18 protein-coding genes and 1 pseudogene are annotated in these 21,909 nt (G+C 57.0%); 10 read left to right on the top strand and 9 right to left on the bottom strand.

Annotated features, from left to right (window positions below; genetic code table 11):
• The first annotated feature begins 10 nt into the window (after positions 1-10).
• Positions 11-1,408, top strand: coding sequence for a tRNA lysidine(34) synthetase TilS (gene tilS, locus VGM48_RS21450; RefSeq protein ID WP_331582485.1), 1,398 nt, complete (start codon positions 11-13; stop codon positions 1,406-1,408).
• Here tilS and VGM48_RS21445 read toward each other — a convergent pair.
• The 3 genes from VGM48_RS21445 to VGM48_RS21435 all read right to left on the bottom strand — a co-directional run bounded on the left by VGM48_RS21445 (position 1,380) and on the right by VGM48_RS21435 (position 4,035).
• A complete protein-coding gene (locus VGM48_RS21445) occupies positions 1,380-1,994 on the bottom strand; it encodes a rhomboid family intramembrane serine protease (RefSeq protein WP_331582484.1) in 615 nt (204 codons plus the stop codon). The two genes, tilS and VGM48_RS21445, sit on opposite strands and share 29 nt — an antisense overlap.
• 79 nt (positions 1,995-2,073) lie before the next feature.
• Positions 2,074-2,547 (bottom strand): 23S rRNA (pseudouridine(1915)-N(3))-methyltransferase RlmH, encoded by a 474-nt coding sequence (locus VGM48_RS21440; RefSeq protein WP_331582483.1) that lies wholly within the window; start codon positions 2,545-2,547, stop codon positions 2,074-2,076.
• Positions 2,548-2,613: 66 nt separating this feature from the next.
• Entirely contained in the window at positions 2,614-4,035 is a 1,422-nt protein-coding gene (locus VGM48_RS21435; RefSeq protein ID WP_331582482.1) for a HAMP domain-containing sensor histidine kinase, read from the bottom strand.
• A 224-nt stretch (positions 4,036-4,259) separates the two neighbouring features.
• Here VGM48_RS21435 and VGM48_RS21430 point away from each other — a divergent pair, with 224 nt between their 5' ends.
• Complete coding sequence (locus tag VGM48_RS21430; RefSeq protein WP_331582481.1) at positions 4,260-5,540, top strand: chloride channel protein; 1,281 nt, start codon at positions 4,260-4,262, stop codon at positions 5,538-5,540.
• Here VGM48_RS21430 and VGM48_RS21425 read toward each other — a convergent pair.
• Positions 5,530-6,297, bottom strand: coding sequence for a phosphosulfolactate synthase (locus VGM48_RS21425; RefSeq protein WP_331582480.1), 768 nt, complete (start codon positions 6,295-6,297; stop codon positions 5,530-5,532). The genes VGM48_RS21430 and VGM48_RS21425 overlap by 11 nt on opposite strands.
• Before the next feature lie 93 nt (positions 6,298-6,390).
• Here VGM48_RS21425 and VGM48_RS21420 point away from each other — a divergent pair, with 93 nt between their 5' ends.
• From VGM48_RS21420 to VGM48_RS21405, 4 genes are all read left to right on the top strand, one after another.
• On the top strand, positions 6,391-6,678 hold the full coding sequence (locus tag VGM48_RS21420) for a metalloregulator ArsR/SmtB family transcription factor (RefSeq protein ID WP_331582479.1): 288 nt from the start codon (positions 6,391-6,393) through the stop codon (positions 6,676-6,678).
• Positions 6,679-6,770: 92 nt separating this feature from the next.
• Positions 6,771-6,911, top strand: coding sequence for a hypothetical protein (locus VGM48_RS21415; RefSeq protein ID WP_331582478.1), 141 nt, complete (start codon positions 6,771-6,773; stop codon positions 6,909-6,911).
• Positions 6,912-6,956: 45 nt separating this feature from the next.
• A complete protein-coding gene (locus VGM48_RS21410; RefSeq protein ID WP_331582477.1) occupies positions 6,957-9,476 on the top strand; it encodes a phosphocholine-specific phospholipase C in 2,520 nt (839 codons plus the stop codon).
• 130 nt (positions 9,477-9,606) lie between these two features.
• A complete protein-coding gene (locus tag VGM48_RS21405) occupies positions 9,607-12,063 on the top strand; it encodes an ABC transporter permease (RefSeq protein ID WP_331582476.1) in 2,457 nt (818 codons plus the stop codon).
• Between the two features lie 19 nt (positions 12,064-12,082).
• On the opposite strand, the gene VGM48_RS21400 is transcribed toward VGM48_RS21405, so the two are convergent.
• From VGM48_RS21400 to VGM48_RS21385, 4 genes are read right to left on the bottom strand one after another with little or no spacing between them, the layout of a single operon-like run.
• Positions 12,083-12,649, bottom strand: coding sequence for a hypothetical protein (locus VGM48_RS21400; protein ID WP_331582475.1), 567 nt, complete (start codon positions 12,647-12,649; stop codon positions 12,083-12,085).
• A 46-nt stretch (positions 12,650-12,695) separates the two neighbouring features.
• A complete protein-coding gene (locus VGM48_RS21395) occupies positions 12,696-13,433 on the bottom strand; it encodes an MlaD family protein (protein ID WP_331582474.1) in 738 nt (245 codons plus the stop codon).
• A 10-nt stretch (positions 13,434-13,443) separates the two neighbouring features.
• On the bottom strand, positions 13,444-14,298 hold the full coding sequence (locus tag VGM48_RS21390) for an ABC transporter ATP-binding protein (RefSeq protein ID WP_331582473.1): 855 nt from the start codon (positions 14,296-14,298) through the stop codon (positions 13,444-13,446).
• A 9-nt stretch (positions 14,299-14,307) separates the two neighbouring features.
• Positions 14,308-15,114 carry an ABC transporter permease gene (locus VGM48_RS21385; protein WP_331582472.1) on the bottom strand — a complete coding sequence of 269 codons (807 nt, stop codon included), beginning with the start codon at positions 15,112-15,114 and terminating at the stop codon, positions 14,308-14,310.
• A gap of 119 nt (positions 15,115-15,233) precedes the next feature.
• Here VGM48_RS21385 and VGM48_RS21380 point away from each other — a divergent pair, with 119 nt between their 5' ends.
• Genes VGM48_RS21380 through VGM48_RS21365 form a run of 4 tightly spaced genes read left to right on the top strand, consistent with a single transcriptional unit; the run spans position 15,234 to position 21,422 of the window.
• Complete coding sequence (locus tag VGM48_RS21380; protein ID WP_331582471.1) at positions 15,234-16,373, top strand: hybrid sensor histidine kinase/response regulator; 1,140 nt, start codon at positions 15,234-15,236, stop codon at positions 16,371-16,373.
• Positions 16,374-16,378: 5 nt separating this feature from the next.
• Positions 16,379-20,035 carry a response regulator gene (locus VGM48_RS21375; RefSeq protein ID WP_331582470.1) on the top strand — a complete coding sequence of 1,219 codons (3,657 nt, stop codon included), beginning with the start codon at positions 16,379-16,381 and terminating at the stop codon, positions 20,033-20,035.
• Between the two features lie 3 nt (positions 20,036-20,038).
• Positions 20,039-20,869: a protein-glutamate O-methyltransferase CheR gene (locus VGM48_RS21370; protein WP_331582469.1), complete on the top strand. Its 831-nt coding sequence runs from the start codon at positions 20,039-20,041 to the stop codon at positions 20,867-20,869.
• Positions 20,856-21,422 carry a chemotaxis protein CheB gene (locus VGM48_RS21365; protein WP_331582468.1) on the top strand — a complete coding sequence of 189 codons (567 nt, stop codon included), beginning with the start codon at positions 20,856-20,858 and terminating at the stop codon, positions 21,420-21,422. Before VGM48_RS21370 ends, VGM48_RS21365 begins: the two co-directional genes overlap by 14 nt.
• On the opposite strand, the pseudogene VGM48_RS21360 reads toward VGM48_RS21365, so the two are convergent.
• A pseudogene (locus tag VGM48_RS21360) lies at positions 21,419-21,909 on the bottom strand (hypothetical protein); the annotation flags it as partial. The gene VGM48_RS21365 and the pseudogene VGM48_RS21360 overlap by 4 nt on opposite strands.

Below are 21,909 nucleotides of genomic sequence, written 5' to 3'. Positions count from 1 at the left end.
ATTTGCCGGGATGGAATTGCTGGAAAAATTCAAAGAATATATTGCGAAAGAGAACCTGTTCACGGCAGGGGACAAGTTGTTGCTGGCCGTCAGCGGGGGGCTGGATTCCGTCGTGCTGGCGGATCTTTGCCACCGGTGCGGGTTTGATTTTTTGATCGTGCATTGCAATTTTCAGTTGCGGGGAGAGGAGAGTGAAAGAGACGAACGATTGGTAAGCGGGTTTGCCGTAAAATATGGCAGGAAGGTCCAGGCCGGGCGATTCGATACCGCGGACTATGCCGCGGCGAACAAAATTTCCATCCAGGTGGCGGCGAGGGAATTGCGGTACCGCTGGTTCGAGGGTTTTGTGCGCGAGGGGCAGGCGCGGTGGATCGTGACGGCGCATCACCTGGATGATAATATCGAAACGATGCTGATGCATTTCTTCAAGGGGACCGGGATCGCCGGGATGCGGGGGATGTTGCCGAAGCAGGGGAATATCGTGCGGCCGCTGCTGTTTGCGCGGAAGGAGGAATTGCGGGCCTTTGCCGTCGAGGCAGGACTGGAGTGGGTGGAAGACAGTTCGAACGAATCCGACAAGTATACGCGAAATTTTTTCCGGCACCAGCTGCTCCCGCTGGTGGAGCAGGCCTATCCCGCCGCAGCGTCGAATCTGGCGGATAACCTTGACCGTTTCCGCGAGGTGGAGGCGGTATACCGGCGCGCGATCGGCGAGCGGCTGAAGAAATTGCGGGAATACCGGGGAAACGAGGTGCATGTGCCGGTGGAGAAACTGCGGAAGGAACAGCCGCTGGCCACCATTGTGTACCACCTGATCGAGCCGTTCGGCTTTTCACCCAAACAAGTCGGGGAGGTGATCGCCTTGCTGGACAGCGCCACCGGAAAATATGTGCGGTCGGCCATGCATCGCATCATCCGGAACCGCAACTGGCTGATCATCGTGCCCCTGATGGAGAATGAGGCGGAACATATCCTTGTCGAGGAGCAGCGGACGGTGGTGGGCTATGCGGGGGGTGAGTTGCGGTTCGAACGGCTCGACGCCGCGCAATTGCGAACCCTGGACCAGGGACCGGCTGTGGCCTTGCTGGATGCGGATAAGATCGGGTATCCCTTGTTGTTACGCCGGTGCAAGGCGGGGGATTATTTCTATCCGCTGGGGTTACGCAAGAAAAAGAAGGTGGCCCGGTTTCTTACCGATAACAAACTGTCGCTCGCCGCGAAGCAGCGGGTGTGGATTCTCGAGATGGACCAGAAATTGATCTGGGTCATCGGACAGCGGATCGACGACCGCTGGAAGGTAGGGCCCGGCACGAAGCGGGTGCTGAAGATCGCGTTTGCGGAAAGCGCGGGGGACGCAACCAGGAGGCCGGGTGGTGCAACTAAAAGTTCGGGTGGCGCAGCGCGTTGATGAAATTTCCAAACACTTCATGGTCCACGATGATGGTAAAGACGATCCCGAACACGGCGCCCCAGATATGTGCGTCGTGGTTGACATTGTCTCCGCCGCGTTTGCTCATATAGATGGAATAGACCATGAACAGAACGGCATAGATAAGGGCGGGCATCCGGATGCCATAGAGCCAGATCTCGGCCCAGGGCCGGATAATGATGGCGGCGAAGACCACCGCACAGACGGCGCCGGAGGCCCCCAGGGACCGGTAATTATAATCATCCTTGCGTTTGAGATAAGTGGGAATATTGGCGAAGATGAGGCCAAGGATATACAGGATCAGAAAATAATAATGTTGCAGCCCCAGCTCGCCCATATATAGGTTCTCCAGCGCCTTGCCGAAGAAATACAGGGTAAACATATTGAACGCCAGGTGCATGAAGTCGGCATGAATAAGGCCGCAGGTAACAAAACGCCAGTATTGATGACGCATACTCACGGCCGGCGGCCAGAAAATGAGGGCATCCATTACTTTAAGATTGCTAAACGCGATGAAGGAGATAAGACAGGTTATAATAACAATGATCACCGTGTAGCTTGTCATCTGGTTCCGATTTTGCAGGTCTGTTTTAAAGGCGACCCAAAGGTACAGAATTAAACGTCTCCGGACAGGGGGTTAGTGCCTATGGATGATGATATTTTTCATTGCGTAAGATCGTGCAGGCGCGGTAGACCTGCTCGGTGAGCACCAGTCGCACGAGTTGGTGCGGGAGGGTGAGCGCGGAGAGCGACCAGCGGTGGTCGGCGCGGGTCAGGACCGACTCGTCGAGGCCGTAAACGCCGCCGATGAGGAAGACGAGATTCTTGCCGCCGCTGTTGGCGCGGGTCTGGATAAATTGCGCGAGGCCTTCGCTGCTGAATTGTTTTGCTTTTTCATCAAGGGCGACGAGGAAATCGTCTTTTGTGAGCTGGCCGAGGATCGATTCGGCCTCTTTTTTTTTGAGATCGGCCTGGGAGAGGTTTGCTGCGTTTTTGGGGGGTGCGATGAGGTTCCATTCGACCGGGAAGTAACGGGTTATCCGCCGCGTGAAATCGTCGACGCCTGTTTTGATATAGGGATCACTGTCCTTGCCGACGGACCAGAGGAGAATTTTCATGGCGCAAAAATAGGACTATTCCGCGGGGGGCGGGGAGGGCTTATTCGGTGGGGGGATGGTGGTGCGTCATTCCGTCGCGACGGGAAGCGTAAACGTGAAGATGCTGCCCTTGCCGGGAAGGCTGGCGATCTGGAGGTCTCCGCCGTTGCGGGCGACGAATTCCTTGCAAAGCATCAGCCCCAGGCCGGTGCCGGCTTCGCCCGCCGTGCCTTTTGTCGTATAGAAATTGCTTTGCTGGATCTTTTGCAGCGCGTCGGCCGGGATGCCCATGCCCGTGTCTTTTACAAAGATGGCGACACCGGTATCGGTGCGGTGGGCGCCGACCTGGATGCAGCCGTTCTCCGGGGTATACTTGATCGCGTTGGACAGCAGATTGCGGAGGATCAGGTTGACCATGTCCTTATCGGCAAAGGCTACGATGGACGGGTCTTCGTCATAGGTGACGTGGATCCGTTTGGCCTCGGCCTGGAGGCGCAGCAGCCGGACCACTTCGGTCATCAGCCCCGAGACATCGATCATCTGCGGTTTGACGGTATCGGCCTGCATTTGGCTCCGGGCCCAGTGCAGGAGGTTTTCCATCAGGCTGGTGGTATAGGTGAGTTCGCTCACCACCTCGGGCACCATCCCCTTTATCTCTTCGGCGGGCAGATCGTATTGCTGCATGTTGCGGAAGAGATTGCGCAGGGCATAGATGGGTGACTTGAGGTCGTGGGCGATGATGGAGAAGAGGCGGTTCTTAAAGGCGTTGATCTGGGTCAGTTCAATGGTTTGCTGCTGGAGCAGGCGGCCATTGACGGTGATCTCTTCTTTTTGCGCGAGGATGCTTTGCTGGTAGCCGGCGTTCTCTTTTTTGATCAGGAAGAGTCCGTAGAAGATGAAGGCGATGGCCAGCAGCTGGTTAAAGAGATAGAAGAAGAGATTGGCGGTCGCCAGCTGGTAGGTATAGTTCGTGCACACAACCGCCAGGACGAAGTAGCTGACCATCGAGAGGCCCAGGGCAAACAGCATCTGGCTGATGTCCTGGATAAAGAACACCGAGAGGATGCCATAGAGGATAAAGGACAGCTCGACGCCCATATTGATCCCCCAGATATAGACGATGCTGGTGGCGATAGGATAGCAAACGAAATAAGTGATTTGTGCAAGATCGTGTTTGCGCCGCGCGTTCAGCACCAGCACGAAGATGCTGATGAGGGCGGGCAGGGAAGCGACGATCCAGGAAATGAGGGGAAAGCGGCGGTTGGTGATGGCGCCGGCGATGGGGATGATGATCCCGGTGATCAGCTGAAAGAAGTTGAGTTGATTGAAGATGCCGAGCTTTCGTTTCTCGTAGTCGTCCATCGAGAGGGTGTAACCGATGGCCTTTATGCGTTCGAGGGAGGGTATGGCAATTTCACCGGTGGTTTGTCGTAGCTGCTGCCAGTCGGCGACCAGGTTGGGTTTGACCCGGCCGTGGAAGAACATGGGTTTTTGCCGTAGGATCTTCATTCAGGTTGAATGTGTTAGGTCGGTAAGCGAGGACCTAAAATAACTATTTAAATTGACAATGGCAATAGGAAGATCAAATGCGAACCGAATACCCGATGGTATTGTTGACTATCTTTGCAACGCTATATCAGCATTATTATTATATGAGGATCATCGGAAGGGCTCGAATATTCGGAAAAAAGGCATTTGATCGCATTCGGAACGAAAAACTGAAACACAATCTGTTGCAGGCGATTCCCTTTTGGGTGGCCAGCTTATTGACGGGGCTGGCGGCCGTTTTGTATTCGAATCTTTTTGCGTTGATGGAGAATGGAACGGCCTGGATCATCCGGCATGGCATCGCCTGGCTGTTCCTGGTCACGCCGGTTTGCTTTTTTGTCGCCTGGTGGCTGGTACAGCGGTATGCGCCCTATGCCCGCGGAAGCGGTATCCCGCAGGTGATGGCGTCGATCGAACTGGCGACACCCCGGTACAATGCGATGGTCAACCGGTTACTGAGCCTGCGGATCATTGTTGTCAAGGTCCTGTCGAGCCTGGTGATGGCGCTGGGCGGCGGCGTGATCGGGCGGGAGGGGCCGACGATCCAGGTCGCGGGGGCTATCTTCCGGAAGGTGAACGAATGGCTGCCGGCCTGGTGGCCGAAGGTGAGCAAGCGGAACATGATCATGACCGGAGCGGCCGCCGGGCTTGCCGCCGCCTTTAATACGCCCCTCGGCGGGATCGTTTTCGCGGTGGAGGAACTAACGCGAACGCATATCAGCTATTTCAAGACGGCGCTTTTTACCGCGGTGATCATCGCGGGTCTGACGGCGCAGGGGTTCCTCGGACCCTACCTCTACCTGGGATATCCCGATATGAACGGGCTTTCGGGGTCAATTTTTTTCGGGGTGGCGCTAGTGGCGGCCGTTGCCGGGCTGGCCGGGGCGGCGATGTCGAAGGGGATCCTCAAGATCTTTGCCTGGAAGGCGCGGTTCCGGTTCGCGCGGCACCAGGTGTTCTTCGTGGTAGGTTGCGCCCTGCTGCTGGCGGGGGCGGCTTTTTTTATCGATGAGCGGGTGCTCGGTTCGGGTAAAGGGCTGATGACCACTGCGCTGTTCACCACCGGGAAATACAATAGCTGGTATCTGTCACTGCTGCGCATTGGCGGGCCGCTTGTATCTTTTACTACCGGGGCCTCCGGCGGGGTCTTTGCGCCGGCGCTTAGTGCGGGCGCCAGCATCGGGGCTACCTTCTCCGGCTGGCTGCATCTGACGGCGGCCAATACCAACCTGCTGGTGCTGGCGGGGATGGTCGCCTTTTTAACCGGGGTTACGCGGACGCCCTTCACTTCGGCGATCCTGGTGCTGGAGATGACGGACCGGCATAATGTGATCTTCCACCTGATGCTGGCCGGGATGATAGCGAGCCTGGTCGCGATGGTGGTGGACAAACATTCGTTTTACGACCATCTCAAGGTCCAGTATATGCGCGATATCATAAAGCAGGACGAAAAAGCTACGGTTTGAGATAAAGATCGAAAGTGTCGCCGCGCAGGCCGATCCGCATGGCTTCGAGAGCGATGACCTCGGCCGGGTTGATATTACCCAGGTTGGCGTTGGCGCCGATCAGGGTGAGGAAATAGAGTTGCTGGTCCTTCTGCGGGGCTTCCCAGAGGATCTTTTCGGCGGGGACCCGGGTAAGGATCTCCTGGACGAGACCCTCGCGGACCTCACCGGAGTTGCGATAGAGGCCGACCGTACCGGTTTCGCGGGCTTCGGCGACGATATAGGAGGCGCCGGCTTCGAGCTCGGCCTTCATGAGTTTTATCCATTGATAGGGTGGGGTGATGTGCTCCCGATCTTTATCCTTGGAGCCCACTTCACTGAAAACAGTGCCGTATTTGGCCAGTTTCTCGATGTAGCCGCATTTTTCGACATGGGGGATATCGATGGAGCCATCGGATACTTCGATGGTGGTGATGCCGTATTCCTTCAGCAGGGCGAGATAGTCGTCGAACTGGTTTCGGATAACAAAGGCTTCGAAGAGCAGGCCGCCGAAGTAGACGGGAACGCCGGCGTCCTGGAAGATGCGGATCTTTTCCGCGAGGCCCGAGGTGACGAGGGGAGTGCCGAAGGCCAGCTTCACCAGATCGACATACGGTCCGGCGCCGGAGATCAGGTTGCGGGCGTCGGCGACGCTGAGTCCTTTGTCGTTGACCATGGTCAATCCGTGGGTGCGGGGTCTTACTGTACGTTCGGGGATCTGCGTCAGATGAAAATTCATGGGTGCAAGGTAGGGAAATTAGCGAATTGCCAAAGGGCGGGGAACATCCGGGTAAATGATTTTTACGTACCTTACGAGTAAATCGATTGCCTTATGCCGCAGATGGACGCGAAACAGGCGGAAAAGATCTCGAAGGCCCTCTCCGATCCAACGAGACTGAAAATTCTCAGCGAGATCCAGAAAAAGCATGACGACTGGTTGTACTGCGTCGACCTGTATGAGAACATCAATCTTGCGCAGCCTTCCATCTGTCATCATCTCAAACAGCTTACCGAGACTTCGATCATCCTGCCTGAAAAGGAAGGGCGGAATATCAAATACACGATGAACAACGCCGTCATCGACGATTATATCGGGTTTCTCCAGGGCCTGAAGAAATAGGAAAAAAAATCCCGAAAAAAAGATCGAAATATTTAAATGTGTTGTATATTCGCGTTGGAATTGATAAATTGAAACATTTAAATGTATTGAAGATGAACCAGTTTTGCCTTAATTGTAAAGAAGTCTTCACTTCCCCCCTGCTGGAAGAAAGAAGCAAGAGTCTTGGCCGCAATTTGCTGTACACGGTGCTCGCCTTCACGGTACTCTGTATGGCTTCCTATCTGTTTTTTTAATGGTATGGTAATCTGAGCATGGCGCATTCTTGGTAGATTCGCGGTATGTCGGATTCCAGAAGAGAGTTTCTCAAAAAGTCCGCCCTTTTAACGGGCGCCCTGGGGATGGCCCAGCTATTACCCGAGTCCATCCAGCGTGCGCTGGCGATCACTCCCGAAGCGGGGAGTACCTGGCTCGATGCCCAACACATTGTTATTTTAATGCAGGAGAACCGGTCGTTTGACCACGCGCTCGGCATGCTTCGCGGGGTGCGTGGTTACAACGATCCCCGCGCGATCGATCTCCCCACCGGAAACCCCGTCTGGTTACAGGCAAATGCCGAAGGACAGACCTTTGCACCCTTTCGCCTCGATATCCACCATACCCGGGCGACCTGGATGAATTCGCTGCCGCACAGCTGGGCCAACCAGGTCGGGGCCCGGAACGACGGCAAATTCGACAAATGGCTGGACTGGAAAAAGAACAGCACCCCCGAATATTCGGCCATGCCGCTGACCATGGGTTATCATACCCGCGAGGACCTTCCTTTTTATTACGCGCTGGCCGACGCCTTCACGGTATGCGACCAGAGCTTTTGTTCTTCGCTGACCGGCACCAACCCCAACCGCCTGCATTTCTGGACGGGCACCATCCGGGAGGCGCAACACGAGGACTCGCGTGCCCTGGTATGGAACGACGACATGGACTACGGCACCCTGAAATGGACCACCTTTCCCGAACGCCTGGAAGACCTCGGCGTCACCTGGAAATGTTACCAGAACGAGATCAGCATCGACACCGGGCTTCGCGGTGAACAGGACCCCTGGCTGTCGAACTTCCAGGACAACCCCCTCGAATTCTTTGCGCAGTATAACATCCATCTGCACCCGCCGCATATCGAGGCGCTGAAAAAGCAGCATGGGCAGCTCAGCCAGGACATCGCGGATCTCGAAAAGCAGATCGCGGCCTTGCCGGCGGGCGACGCGCATCTCGATCACCTCCGGAAAAATCTCAACCAACAAAAGCAGGACCTGCAGAAACTGACCGGGCAGAAGGGTTTTACCGATACCCGGCGGCTGCAGGATCTACCGATGCGGGATCAGGCGCTGCACCGCAAGGCCTTCGATACGAATACGGGCGACCCACATTATCATGCGCTGGAGGACCTGGAATATAAGGACGGCGAGGTGACCCGGACGATGAAGGCGCCGAAGGGGGATGTGTTGCATCAGTTTCGCCGCGATGTCCATTCGGGGAACTTGCCGACGGTGTCCTGGCTGTCGGCGCCGGAGAATTTTTCCGATCACCCCAGCGCGCCCTGGTATGGGGCCTGGTATGTTTCGGAGGTGATGGATATCCTGACGCAAAATCCCGAGGTCTGGAAGAAGACGATCTTTATCCTCGCCTATGACGAGAACGACGGGTATTTCGATCATGTGCCGCCGTTTACCGCGGCTCATCCGCATAAGGCGGGGACCGGCAAAGTGTCCGCCGGTATCGATACGCGCGTGGACTATGTCACCCTCGAGCAGGAACAGGCGCGCAACGGCTTCCCGGAGAAATGCGAACAGGAATGTTCGATCGGCCTGGGGTTCCGGGTGCCGCTGATCGTGGCTTCGCCCTGGAGCCGCGGAGGCTATGTCAACTCGCAGGTATTCGATCATACGTCGACGTTACAGCTGCTCGAGCGGTTCCTTTCCCATAAGTTGGGAAAGCCCGTGGTGGAGCCGAATATCTCGGCCTGGCGGCGGACGGTCTGCGGCGACCTGAGTTCGGTGTTCCGGCCCTACAACGGCGAGCCGATTGCCCAGCCTGAATTCCTCGCCAAGGATGCATTTCTCGAGAGCATCCATAAGGCGAAATTCCGGCCGTTGCCGGATGATTTCAAGGCGATGACGGCCTACGAGATCGCGGCGTATCACCGGGACCCGAAGACCTCTCCTTATCGTACAAAGCAGGAAGCGGGGACCCGCCCATCCTGTGCGTTGCCGCATTCTTTTAATGCGGTGGGGCGGCTGAGTGCGGACCGAGAACAATTCGACATCGTTTTTTCCAACCCCGATAAACTCTTTGGCGACCGGACGGCCGGCGGCGTGTTCAATGTTTATGCCCCCGGGGAAGGCGCCCGCAACTGGGCGTACACCGTGAAGGCTGGAGACTGTTTGTCCGATACGTGGCCGCTGGCGGATTTTACCGATAGGAGGTATCATCTGCGGGTCTATGGGCCGAACGGGTTTTACCGCGAGTTCCGGGGCAGCGCCGGCGATCCCGATGTGGAGCTGGAATTTGGCTATGAGGAGGCAAAGGGAAGCGGGTATGCGCTGACCGGGAATGGGGAGTTGACGATCAATAACCGGCATTTGAAGAATTGCGACCTGGAGATCGTCGATAACGCCTATGGGGCGGCCGTCATCCGGATGAGCGTGGGAGCGGGTGGTGCGGCGAGGATGAGTGTGCCTTGTCAGCCCGGGCGCGGGTGGTATGACATTACCCTGCGGGTAAAGGGCGCGGAAGGCTTTGAGCATCGGTACGCCGGCAGGGTGGAAACGGGGCGGGAGGGCATCAGCGATCCGCAGATGGCCTGATTATCCGAACAACGAGTGTATCGAAAAAGAACAGGTTGCGGCCTTTTTAGCCGGGTATAAGCGATTGTTTTTGAGTTGATTATCGATTTGGCATGGGGTTCGCAGAATCGTGTTCAACAAATCACGTTCTATGGTGCTGAATTTCCTTAAGATCGCCTGGCGCAACGGGATGAAGAGTAAGATCTTCTCCTTTATCAATATTTTCGGTCTGGCCGCGGGGCTCACCTGCTGCATGCTTATTTCCATTTACTTAATTCATGAGGTCAGCTATGACAAATACCAGAAGGATGCCGACCGGCTCTTCCAGATGGAGACGGCTTTTTCCTTCGAACATGGTAAAGAACAGGTGATGCCGGCCACCCCCTGGCCCATGGCGCCGGCCATGCAGCGGGACTTTCCGGAGATCGAACAGTCGACCCGGGTGCTGGCGCTGGCGCTTTTCGAGGACAAGACGATGCTGCAATACCGCGAGGGCACGGCCATCCCCGTTTCCTTTTATGAGGACCGGGGATTTATGGTCGACTCCAATTTCTTCCACATGCTGACCTTTCCCTTTATCGAGGGGGATCCCAATACGGCCCTGCAACAGCCATCCTGTATCGTACTCTCCGAGGAGACCGCACACAAACTGTTCGGCACGGGGCCGGCGTTGGGGAAACTGATCCATGTCAGCAGCGCCACGTACGGCGATCACAACCTGACGGTCAAGGGGGTCTTCCGGCCGGTGAATGCGCCTTCGCATTTCGAGGCCAATTTCTTCCTGAGCATGCGGGGCGGGGATATGGAGGAGATGATCCGGCGGGCGGAGAATGATTATGCGACGAACAATATGTACGTGACGTACCTGAAACTGCGGCCGGGGACGGACCCGGCCAGACTGGAAGCCAAGTTCCCGGCCTTTATCGACAAATATGCCGGCAAGGACCTCAAGGCCTATGGCTATGCGCGCCGCCAGTTCCTGGTGCCGGTGCGCGACCTGCACCTGCGTGCCGATCTCAACAACAGCATCACGCCGACGACGAGCAAGACCTATCTCTATATTCTCGGGTCGATCGCGGTCTTCACCCTGTTGATTGCCTGTATCAATTTTATGAACCTCGCCACCGCCCGCAGCGCCAAGCGTTCGTCGGAGGTGGGGATCCGCAAGGTATTGGGCGCTGTGAGAGGCGGGCTGATCGGCCAGTTCCTGGGGGAATCGGTGTTGATGAGCGTCATCTCTTTCAGCCTGGCCTGGGCGATTACCGTTTTGCTCCTGCCGGCCTTCAGCATGATGACCAACCGCCACCTGGTGTTCAACGTGACCGAACAAATACCCCTGTTGGCGGCCTTCCTGGGACTGGCCATCTTTGCCGGCCTGGTCGCGGGCGTCTATCCGGCCTTTTATTTGTCTTCTTTCCAGCCCGCAAAGGTGCTGAAGGGCAAGTTCTCGAATTCGCTGGCGGCGGTGTCGCTGCGGAAGGGACTGGTCGTGTTTCAATTTATGATCTCGGTGACGCTGATCGTCTCGACCGTGGTCATCAACAGCCAGATGAAATACCTGCGTAACCAGGATCTGGGATTCAACAAGACGGCGCAGATCGTCATTCCGCTGCGGGGGGCGGTGGCCAAGCAGCAGACGGTTGCGCTGGAGACGGAGTTCCGGCGCAACAGCCAGGTCCTGAATGCGGGCGCCGCTTCCTACTATCCGGGGATCATGAACCCGTCCGATAACATCATGTACCGCGAAGGCGATAATCCGCAGACGGGAAAGCGGGTGCAAATGAATTTTGTGGATTATGACTATTCACCCACCCTCGAACTGAGGCCGGTGGCGGGCCGGCTCTTCAGCCGCGAGTTTACCGCAGACACGAGCGGCCGCATCGTCCTGAATGAGGCGGCGGTGAAGAATTTTGGTTATCCCAGTGTGCAAGCCGCCATCGGCAAACGGATCAAGACCGATTTCCAGGGCAGGACCGAGACTTATGAGATCATCGGGGTGGTTAAGGATTTCCACTTTAAAGACCTTCATGTGGCGGTGGAGCCCTATGCCCTGCGCTTGCAGCAGATGCAGAACGGCTACCTTATCGTGCATAGCGGGCCGGGCGACCCGGCGCCGGTGCTTGCTTCCCTGCAGGCGGCCTGGCATAAGCTGGACCCCAACGAACCGTTTGAATATTCCTTCCTTGACGAAGACTTCCAGAAGAACTATGCGGCCGAAGAGCGGCTGTCGGCGATGATCGGCTATTTTACGGTGATGGCCATCCTCATCTCCTGTCTTGGGCTCTTCGGGCTGGCCAGCTTCAGTGCGGAGCAGCGGGTCCGGGAGATCGGTATCCGCAAGGTGCTGGGTGCGAGCGTGAGCGGGATCGTCCTGCTCCTGTCGAAGGATTTCATGAAGCTGGTAGGACTGGCGATGCTTATCGCCTCGCCGGTGGCCTGGATGATCATGCACCGGTGGCTGCAGGATTTTGCCTATAAGGTGCCCATCGATTGGATGGTGTTTGCCGTGACCTTTGTCTGTACGCTGCTGATCACGCTGGTGACCATCGGGGTGCAGGCGGTGCGGGCCGGACTGGCCAATCCTGTCGAATCTTTGCGTAGCAATTAAGCCCCTCAGGGGCTTTTGGTTAAAGTCCGAGTGACGCGTAGAAATATTCTTTGCGGGTGTATTGCAGGGGGAAATCGACGGCCGGCGCATACACCGTCTTGCAATAATTAAAATCGACAAAACCCTGGTTGTGGTCGTTGGCCCAGATCTTCGTCTCGGGCTGCAGCTCGTATCGTTGGGCGACCACGCGATCGCCGGCACAGGTGAATTGAAGCCGGACCCGGAGATAGTCGGGCAGGTCGATGCGTATCTGGATACTCGTGGAGTCCCCGGCACCGTGGAGGGTATCGATCTCCATCCGCCCTTCGCGAAGGTTGTTGATCCCTGCCAAAAGCCCGCTCCGGGTCAGCGTGTCGGTGTAGAGACTGTTCAGCGTGCGCAGGACCTTCGTCACCTGGTCGGTACGCCGGCGACTGTATTTGGCGGGGAAATCCAGTTGTCCGCGGCACCAGATGGCGATGACTTCCATTTGCAGGGAGTCCATCATCCGCGCGTTGCGTTGTTGAACGGCGGTGAGTTGGGCCCGGGCCGGAATGGTGAGGCAAGCGAGCGCCAGAATACAGCAAGCGATGGTTATGCGTTTCATAACCGAAAAGATTGTCTACGGAATTTACCGCTTTTTTCCGATTTGATCAATTTTTTTGTCCCCCTTCTTCGACATCCTGCTTTTTCTTCGCCTCTTCCTCCGCCTTCTTTTTCTTTTCGCGCTCTTTTTTCTTGAAGAATCCGCGGAGCAGGAAGTTGTGCTGCGCCGCTTCCATGTTCTCGTCCAGCTTTTTGCTGCTGGTCTTCAGGTTTTTCATCGTCGAGCTGATATTCGCGGAGAGCGTGGTGTCGCGGAGGAGCCTGCCGATGGCGCCCTTGCCGTTGGTGATCCGGTTGGAGATCTCGGCCAGGTTGCTGGTGATAATGGCTGCGTTGTCGGCGGAAGTTTTCAGACTGGCCATAATGGCGTCGGTCTCTATCGGCTTAAAAGAACCCAGCGAGTCGCCGTCGTTGACGCGCGCAGAGGCCGGGGTGCCGGCGGCGATGACGATCACCTTGTCACCCATGAGCCCGTCGGAGCTGATACTGGCTTTGGCGTCCTTGCGGATAAAGCGCTGGACCTTTTTCTGGATGACCATCTCCACCTGGACGGTGGTGTCGGTGGTCAGCTGGATCGCATCCACGGTACCCACGTCGATCCCCCCGAGCCGGACATTGCTGCCGACCTTGAGCCCGCTGACGGAGCTGAACTGCGAGGTGATATGCAGGACGGAACCGAATTTATTCTTTTGTTTACCGACATAATAGATGCCGCCTACCGCGATCACCAGCGCGGCGATGGCGAAGAACCCCAGTTTCCATTTATAACTTTTTTCTTTTGGCATAATTCGTTTTTTAAAAGTTGAAGAACGATCGGATCCATTCATCCCCGGACTTTTCCAGGTCTTCATAACTGCCTTCCGCATAGACGATCCCGTCCTTGAGCAGGATGATCCGGTCGGCGGTCATCTTCGCGCAGGACATATCGTGGGTGATGGTGATGGAAGAGATGTTGTATTTCTTTTTCATCTTGCTGATGAGCTCGATGATCTCTTTGCCCGTGCCGGTGTCGAGACCCGTCGTGGGCTCATCATACAGCATGATCTCGGGCCGCAGGATCAGCGTCCGGGCCAGGCCGATACGCTTGCTCTGACCGCCGGAGAGCTTTGACGGCAGCTGATCGATGGAATCGACGAGCCCCACGTTGTCGAGCATTTCGAGGATGAGGGCATCTTTTTTTTCTTTTGTCATGTTCTTTTTATGCTGCCGCAGCGGGAAGGCGAGGTTCTCGCGGACCGTCATCGAATCATAGAGGGCGGCATTCTGGAACAGGAAGCCGACGCGGAGCCGCAGGGCGTTCATCTCCGCGTAGTTGAGCGCGTCAAGGTCCTGGCCTAAGATGCTGATCGTGCCGCTGTCGGGCCATTCCAGGCGGACGAGGCATTTGATGAGCACGGATTTACCCGTACCGGATTTTCCGAGGATGACCAGGTTCTCGCCTTTGTTGACGTAGAGATCGACCCCGCGGAGCACGTCATGATCGTGAAAAGACTTTGTCAGCCCGCGGATGACGATGACGGGTTGTTCGTCTTTCGGGGACAGGGGCTGTTCCTGGGGCTGAACGTTGAGATCGGCCGTGGGCACGGGGTCCGGGAGAGAAGGTATTTCCTCCTCTGCCACGTTACTGTCTTCTATGATCTCTTTTTCCATACAATTGTTTTACAATAGGTCGGTTATCTGGGCCGCGATCATGTCGATGATGAATACCGCCAGCGATGAGGCCACCACGGCGCTGTTGGCGGCGAGCCCAACGCTTTCCGTTCCCCGGCGGGCATGGTAGCCTTTATAGCAGCCGATGATGCCGATGACATAACCGAAGAAGAAGGTTTTTATCACCGCGGGGAAGATATCGATGAATTCGAGGTGGGCCATGGCCGCCACGAAAAAATGCCGGAGGCTGCTGCTGTCATGGATGTTCATGGCCAGGTAGCCGCCGTAGAGTGCGATGCAGTCGGCGATGATGGCCAGCAGGGGTACCATCAGGGTCGTCGCAAGCGTTCGCGGAATGACCAGGAAATGGAAGGGGTTGATCGCGGAGACCTCCATGGCGTCTATCTGTTCGGTCACGCGCATCGACCCGAGTTCGGCCCCCATTCTCGAGCCCACTTTTCCGCAGCAGATGAGGGCGGTGATCACCGGGCCTATCTCGCGGACGACGGAAACCGAGACCATGCCGGGGATGAGGGAGATCGCGCCAAAGGCGGCCATCGAGGGCCGGCTCTGGATGGTGAGTACGGCGCCCATGATAAAGGCGGTGAGGCCGATGAGAAAGGTGGATTTATATCCGACGAGATAGCATTGATAGAAGATCTCCCGCCATTCATAGGGCGGTTTGAGGACCCCCCGGAAGAAACGCAGCATAAAGGCGGTGAGGTCGCCGGCGCGATAGAGGAAGGACTTCCACTGGCTCCTTTTCTCCTGTACGCGCAGCCGGGTTCGTTGATATCGGTTAAGGATGGATTGCATATACCGGATAGGATTCAATAATCAATCCAAAATCTGGCACGCTATTTTATTCCAAAATTGTAGAAATAGTTCCACAGGTACTTACTTTAGAGCAAACCGGATTAGACTTATTTTTGGTTATGATCCTCATCGTTGACGACAAGCCTGAAAACATCTTTTCTCTCAAGACCATCCTGGAATTACATTCCTTTCCCACGGATACGGCGTCAAGCGGCGAGGAGGCTCTCAAAAAGATACTTCGTCAACCCTATGCCCTCATCATCCTCGACGTGCAGATGCCGGGCATGGACGGCTTCGAGGTGGCGGAGGCGATCAGCGGTTACAGCAAGGCGCGGGACATCCCCATCATCTTTCTTTCCGCCGTCAACACCGACAAGAAATTTATTACAAAGGGCTATTCTTCGGGTGGGATGGATTATATCACAAAACCCATCGACCCGGATATTCTGCTGCTGAAGGTGAAGACCTTCTACCGGTTGTATGAACAAAACCGGGAGCTCAACCGGATACAGGCCAGTCTGCGCAGTGAGATCGAGTTCCGCAAAAAGGTGGAAGGGGAGTTGCAAGAGGCCGTGCGGAAGCGGGATGAGTTTATCAGCATCGCCAGCCACGAGCTGAAGACGCCGCTGACGACCATCAAGGCTTATGTACAGCTGCTCGAACGGAGTATCGACGCCGGTGAGCCCACCCGGCTGTATGTCGACCGTGCACTGGTGCAGATTCGCAAACTGGACAACCTGATCGTCGACCTGCTCGATCTGTCCAAGATCGAAAGCGGGAAACTGAAGTTCAATAAAAAACCCTTTGATTTCGGCAATACGCTCACCACCGCGATCGAGATGATCCGGCAGACCTATCCCGACTACCGGATAACCCGGAAGGGCGCGGCCGATGTCGAGGTATATGGGGATGAGATGCGGATAGAGCAGGTGATCATCAATTACCTGACCAATGCCGTAAAATATTCGCCCGACCGCAAGGAGGTGGATGTCGATGCCGGGGTCCGCGCCGACGGGCGGCTTTTTGTGCAGGTGCGGGACTATGGGATCGGCATCCCGAAGGATCACCAGGAGAATATCTTCAGCAAGTTCTACCGGGTGGAGGAATCGGCCAACCGGTTCCAGGGCCTGGGCATCGGGCTTTACATCTGTGCCGAGATCATCCGGCGCCATGAAGGCGAATATGGCGTAGAGAGCGAGCCGGGGCGGGGATCGGCCTTTTATTTTTCGGTTCCGCTGAAGACTGAACAAACCTTGTAGCGCAAATGAATAGAATCACACAACCCGGACTGCTTCGAAATCTACAGATCGGCTTTGGGCTTTCCCTGTTCTTTCTCGTCATCACCGCGGTGGCGTCCTACAGCAGCATCCATAACCTGCTGATCGGCGCGCGGTGGGTGGATCACACCGACTCGGTGATCATCAAGATCGACCGGGTGGCCAATGCCTTGCGGGAGGCGGAGTCGGGTCAGCGGGGCTATCTGCTCACCGGCGACGAGAGTTTTCTGGAGACCTATAATGGGGCCGAGGACCGGATGCGGATCATCGTCGACAGCGTCGAGCAGATGACCGGCGACAATCCCCGGCAGGCGAAGAACCTCGAGGACCTGCGGCGGGTGGTCTATCTGCCGTTGGAGACCCTGAAGACCATGATCGACCAGAAGAGGGACGACAACATCTACAATACGACGGCGCTGCAGCTGGCGCGAAAGCAGATGCTGGACGCACGGGGGCTGCTCATGCGCATAGAGTCCGAGGAACGGTCGCTGATGGGCCGCCGGGTGGAACAGGTGCGGCAGTATTCGGCGTATACTCCGATCCTGATCGTGATCGCGGCGCTGCTTTCGATCGGGATCACGATCTTTTTTTACCGGCGGGTGCACCGCGACTTTCTCGAGCGTGCGTCGCTGTATGGCGAATTGCAGCAAAAGGACGCCGATGTGGCCAGCCGGATCGATATCATCGGGGATATCGCCGACGAGATCAGCGCGGGCCGCTACCAGGTGCGGGTAAGGGACGATCAGAAGGACAGCCTTGGCGAACTGGCGGCAGCGCTCAACAAGATGGCCGAGTCGCTGGAATATAGCTTTGGGCTGCTGTCGGACAAGGAATGGCTGCAGACGGGGATCGCCCGGCTCAACGATGAGATGGTGGGCGAGACGGATATGCGGGCCCTGGTGACGCATGTCATCGCGGGTGTTGCGCAATACAGCCGGAGCCGGGTGGGGGCGCTTTATGTGCTGGATTCCATCACGGGCGTGCTTACGCTGAGCGGCGGCTTTGCACTGGCGCCGAGCGAAGACCGCACCCGGATACCGGTCGGCGAGGGGCTTGTCGGGCAGGTGGCGCGGGATGGGAAGCGGGTTGTGCTCAACGACATCCGTCTTGGGGAATGGATGATCCGGCTGGCGAGCGGGGATATCACACCGCGGACCGTGGTGGCCTTCCCGTTCTTCCATGATAAAAAGATCAAGGGCGTGATCGAGCTGGGCTCGCTGGAAGGATATTCCGACCGGGACCTGGAATTCTTCGACAGCATCGGGGACAGTGTCGGCACGGCGATCCACGGCATCGAGAGCCGCGTGCGGCTGCAGGAACTGCTGGAAGAGACCCAGGCGCAGACCGAAGAGCTGCAGTCGCAGCACAGCGAGATGGAGCACCTCAACCTCGAGCTGGAGGTGCAGGCGGAGAAACTGCAGGTCTCGGAAGAAGAGCTGAAGGTCCAGCAGGAAGAACTCATGCAGACCAACCAGGAATTGGAAGAGCGAAGCCGGACGCTGGAAGAGAAGAACCAGCTGATCCTCATCCGGAACCTCGACATCCAGAAGAAGGCGGAGGAGCTGGCGCTGACCACGAAATACAAATCCGAGTTCATGGCGAATATGTCGCACGAGTTGCGGACGCCGTTGAACTCGATCCTGCTGCTGTCGCGGCTGCTGGCGGAGAACACGGGCAAAAACCTCTCGGACGAGCAGACGGAGTACGCCCGCGTGATCCAGAACTCGGGGCAGGGCCTGCTGCAGCTGATCGACGAGATCCTCGACCTGTCGCGGATCGAATCCGGCAAGCTGCCCCTGGAACATGCGCTGGTCCCCGTGACGGATATCATGGAGGACATGCGAAGCCTGTTCGGGCCGATCGCAAAAGACAAGAACCTCGATCTGCAGATCGTCGTCGAAGAAGGGACGCCGGCGCAGCTGGAAACGGATAAACTGCGGCTGGAGCAGATCTTGAAAAACCTGTTGTCGAATGCGTTTAAATTTACGCATAAGGGCGTCGTTAGCTTCCGGGCGCGGGTCCCGGCGACGCAGAAGAACTTTGTCGAATTCGTGGTGAAGGATTCGGGCATCGGGATCTCCGAGGACAAGCACCAGCTGATCTTCGAGGCGTTTCAGCAGGCCGATGGATCGACGCGGCGCAAGTATGGCGGCACGGGGCTGGGCTTGTCCATCAGCCGGGAGCTGTCGCGGCTGCTGGGCGGGGATATCCGGGTGACGAGCAAGCCGGAGGAAGGGGCGGAGTTTACGGTGAACATTCCGCAGTTCAAGATGGAGCCTGTCGCCGAAGCCGGCGGGGCCGGCGGATCGCTGGGCGGGTTTCCCGAATCGCCCTTTGGGGTTGGGGGATCGGCTTTTGGGCAGGCCGGAGTTGCCACCGGGGTTGCCGGAGTACATGGGGTTGCCGCTGCGACGTTTACTCTGTCGGAGGCGCCGGCGGAGATCCCGGATGACCGGGAGAACCTGGGGCCGGACGACCGGACCCTGCTGATCGTGGAAGACGACACTCATTTCGCGCGGACCCTGCTGGAGTTTACCCGGCGAAAAGGCTATAAGGGGATCGTGGCGGTGAGCGGCGATGCGGCGATCCGCATGGCGCGGCAGTACCGGCCGATGGGTATCCTGCTGGATATTCAGCTGCCGGTGAAGAATGGCTGGGAGGTGTTGGATGAACTGAAGAAAGACCCGAAGACGAGGGGTATACCCGTTCACATCATGTCGTCCTTCGAGGTGAAGAGTGAGAGCCTGAGAAGGGGAGCGGTGGATTTCCTGCCGAAGTCTTCGCTGGCGTTTGATAATATGGACACCGCTTTTGAGAAGATCGGGCAACTCCTGAGCCGGAGCGCGCGGAAGGTGATCATCGTGGAAGATAATATCCGTCATGCGCAGGCGCTGGCCTTTTTCCTGGGCTCGCATAATCTGCGCCTGGAGATCGCACCTACCATTGCGCAGAGCAGCGGGTTCCTGGAGAAGGAGGGGGTGCATGGTGTGATCCTCAGCCGGGAGACGGGGAAGGAAGAGGCCGACACGCTGGAGATGATGCGCAAGACCCCGGCCTTCGAGAATATTCCGATCATCGTCTTCACGGGGATGAATATCTCCAAGATGGAGGAGGCGCGGCTGCGGCAGTTTGCGGACTCCATCGTGGTCAAGACGGCGCATTCCTACCAGCGGGTGCTGGATGAGGTGTCGCTTTTCCTGCATATCGTCAACGAGAGCAAGGAAGCGCCCGGCAACGGGTATAGCCGGCTTGGCGCGCTGGATGAGGTGCTCCGGGGGCGGTCGGTGCTGGTGGCCGATGACGATGTGCGCAATATCTTTTCACTGACCAAGGCGCTGGAGCAGCATAAGATGAAGGTGGTGACGGCGATGGATGGAAAGGAGGCGTTGGTGGCGGCGGAGGCCGGCGGGGTGGACATCGTGCTGATGGATATGATGATGCCGGAGATGGATGGGTTCGAGGCGATCTCGCAGATCCGCCGCAATCCGCGGCTGCGGAATCTGCCGATCATCGCGGTCACGGCCAAGGCGATGGCCGGGGACCGGGAACGGTGTATCCAGGCGGGGGCTTCGGATTATATCTCCAAACCTGTCGATATCGATCAGCTCCTGTCTTTACTGCGTATCTGGCTTTACGAGAAATAATCCATGGAAGGCTACCAACTACAAAAAGAGGAAATGCAGCAGCTGTTGAATGATATCCATACGAAGTATGGGTATGATTTTACGGAGTATTCCAAGGCTTCGTTACAACGGCGGGTGCAGCGGCTTTTTGCGCTGGACAGATTTCCGTCTTTTGCGGAGTTTAGATACCGGTTGCAGAACGATGGACCCTATTTCCGGCGGTTTGTCGAGGAGATAACCGTGAATGTGACGGAGATGTTGCGGGACCCTTCGTTCTACCGGACGTTGCGGCTGACGATCCTGCCGGTGCTGGCGACCTATCCCTTTATCCGCATCTGGCATGCGGGCTGTTCGACGGGGGAGGAGGTGTATTCGATGGCGATCTTATTAAAAGAGGCGGGGTTGCTGCACAAGTCGCTCCTGTATGGGACGGATATCAACCCGCAGGTGATCGAGAAGGCGCGCAAGGGCATCTTCCCGGTGAGTCAGATGCAGAAATATTCGGAAAACTATATCCAGGCCGGCGGGATGAAGGATTTTTCTTCCTACTATACCGCCAACTATCATCTGGCAAAATTCGATTCCTCGCTGACGGGGAAGATGATCTTTTCGACGCATAACCTGGTGTCGGATTTTTCCTTTAATGAATTTCAGCTGATCCTGTGCCGGAATGTGCTGATCTATTTCGAGCGGGAGTTGCAGACGAAGGTGTTCAAGCTGTTTGACTATAGTCTGGAGAACTTCGGGTATCTCGCGCTTGGGTCGAAGGAATCGCTGCGGTTTTCGCCGATTGCCAACCGATACCGGCAGGTGGGCCGGGAGAAGATATGGAGGAAGATACATGAATCCGAATAGACTTTTGTTGGTGGGGGGGTCTGCGGGGAGTCTGCAGGTGATCGTCTCGGTGCTGGCGGCATTGGGGAAGGATTACCCCATGCCGGTGCTGGTGGTGTTGCATCGGAATGGGGTTTTCGAGTCGAGTCTGGAGGAGTTGTTATCCGTTCGCACCGGTCGGGTGATCAGGGAGGTGGAAGAGAAGGATTTTCTGCGGTCGGGGGTCGTGTATCTCTGTCCGGCGGACTATCATGTGTTGCTGGAGCAGGACCGGAGTTTTTCCCTCGACTATTCCGAACGCGTGAATTTCTCCCGGCCCAGCATCGACGTCACTTTCCGGTCGGCGGCGGACGTCTATGGCGCCGGGGTCGTTGCGTTGCTGTTATCCGGCGGCAATGCGGATGGGGCAGTGGGGATGGAGTATGTGAAGACCTGCGGCGGGTTTACGATCGTGCAGGACCCGCATACGGCCGAGGTGCCCTATATGCCGCAGCAGGTCTTGCTGCGGATGAGGGTGGATGTGGTGGCGGGGACGGAGGACTTGCCGGGGATCATAAAGGCCCTTGGCCGTTAAAGATAACTCAGCCATTTTTTTTGTGCCTGGTTGGCGCGTTTGTAGGCGTCGAAGCGCTTGCAAAGGGGATACAGTGCCAGGACGACGGCGATCCAGACGGCGTAGACGACCCAGAGATCGAAACCATAGCCTTTTAATTGCGGGTTGCCGGTGACCCAATTGGTGAAGTTGGTCATATCCGAGGCGGGGTGGCCCTGGATCATCGCGGCTACGACGGCGATGGCGTGGAAGAGATAGATATGCAGGATATAATAGAAGAAGGGGACGCGGCCGAAGATAGCGATCTTTTTAGTGAAGGCGTTCAGCGGCTTTTCGGCAACGGAGAGGAAGAGGAAGCCCGGCCCGAGGGTCATCAGGACATAGAGCAGGGAGGGCGGGTATTTGGTGACGTTGAGAAAAGACAGGAAGGTATAGCCGGCGTTGTGTTGGGTCGACCAGGGAACGGGGTCGCCATAGAGATTGATCGCGCGGATGAGGATAAAGGCGG

The sequence above is a fragment of the Puia sp. genome (genome assembly GCF_036500295.1).
Taxonomy (GTDB): Bacteria; Bacteroidota; Bacteroidia; order Chitinophagales; family Chitinophagaceae; genus Puia.
Note: the sequence above shows the minus strand (reverse complement) of the source record. Positions and strands in the feature narration are given on the sequence as shown.

What these genes read in the sequence shown, in the direction of transcription:
- VGM48_RS21385 (WP_331582472.1), bottom strand. Translation starts at nt 15,114, where the DNA reads ATGCAATCCATCCTTAACCGATATCAACGAACCCGGCTGCGCGTACAG.
- VGM48_RS21365 (WP_331582468.1), top strand. Translation starts at nt 20,856, where the DNA reads ATGAATCCGAATAGACTTTTGTTGGTGGGGGGGTCTGCGGGGAGTCTG.
- tilS (WP_331582485.1), top strand. Translation starts at nt 11, where the DNA reads ATGGAATTGCTGGAAAAATTCAAAGAATATATTGCGAAAGAGAACCTG.
- VGM48_RS21395 (WP_331582474.1), bottom strand. Translation starts at nt 13,433, where the DNA reads ATGCCAAAAGAAAAAAGTTATAAATGGAAACTGGGGTTCTTCGCCATC.
- VGM48_RS21425 (WP_331582480.1), bottom strand. Translation starts at nt 6,297, where the DNA reads ATGAATTTTCATCTGACGCAGATCCCCGAACGTACAGTAAGACCCCGC.
- VGM48_RS21370 (WP_331582469.1), top strand. Translation starts at nt 20,039, where the DNA reads ATGGAAGGCTACCAACTACAAAAAGAGGAAATGCAGCAGCTGTTGAAT.
- VGM48_RS21445 (WP_331582484.1), bottom strand. Translation starts at nt 1,994, where the DNA reads ATGACAAGCTACACGGTGATCATTGTTATTATAACCTGTCTTATCTCC.
- VGM48_RS21435 (WP_331582482.1), bottom strand. Translation starts at nt 4,035, where the DNA reads ATGAAGATCCTACGGCAAAAACCCATGTTCTTCCACGGCCGGGTCAAA.
- VGM48_RS21420 (WP_331582479.1), top strand. Translation starts at nt 6,391, where the DNA reads ATGCCGCAGATGGACGCGAAACAGGCGGAAAAGATCTCGAAGGCCCTC.
- VGM48_RS21440 (WP_331582483.1), bottom strand. Translation starts at nt 2,547, where the DNA reads ATGAAAATTCTCCTCTGGTCCGTCGGCAAGGACAGTGATCCCTATATC.
- VGM48_RS21375 (WP_331582470.1), top strand. Translation starts at nt 16,379, where the DNA reads ATGAATAGAATCACACAACCCGGACTGCTTCGAAATCTACAGATCGGC.
- VGM48_RS21380 (WP_331582471.1), top strand. Translation starts at nt 15,234, where the DNA reads ATGATCCTCATCGTTGACGACAAGCCTGAAAACATCTTTTCTCTCAAG.
- VGM48_RS21400 (WP_331582475.1), bottom strand. Translation starts at nt 12,649, where the DNA reads ATGAAACGCATAACCATCGCTTGCTGTATTCTGGCGCTCGCTTGCCTC.
- VGM48_RS21410 (WP_331582477.1), top strand. Translation starts at nt 6,957, where the DNA reads ATGTCGGATTCCAGAAGAGAGTTTCTCAAAAAGTCCGCCCTTTTAACG.
- VGM48_RS21405 (WP_331582476.1), top strand. Translation starts at nt 9,607, where the DNA reads ATGGTGCTGAATTTCCTTAAGATCGCCTGGCGCAACGGGATGAAGAGT.
- VGM48_RS21415 (WP_331582478.1), top strand. Translation starts at nt 6,771, where the DNA reads ATGAACCAGTTTTGCCTTAATTGTAAAGAAGTCTTCACTTCCCCCCTG.
- VGM48_RS21390 (WP_331582473.1), bottom strand. Translation starts at nt 14,298, where the DNA reads ATGGAAAAAGAGATCATAGAAGACAGTAACGTGGCAGAGGAGGAAATA.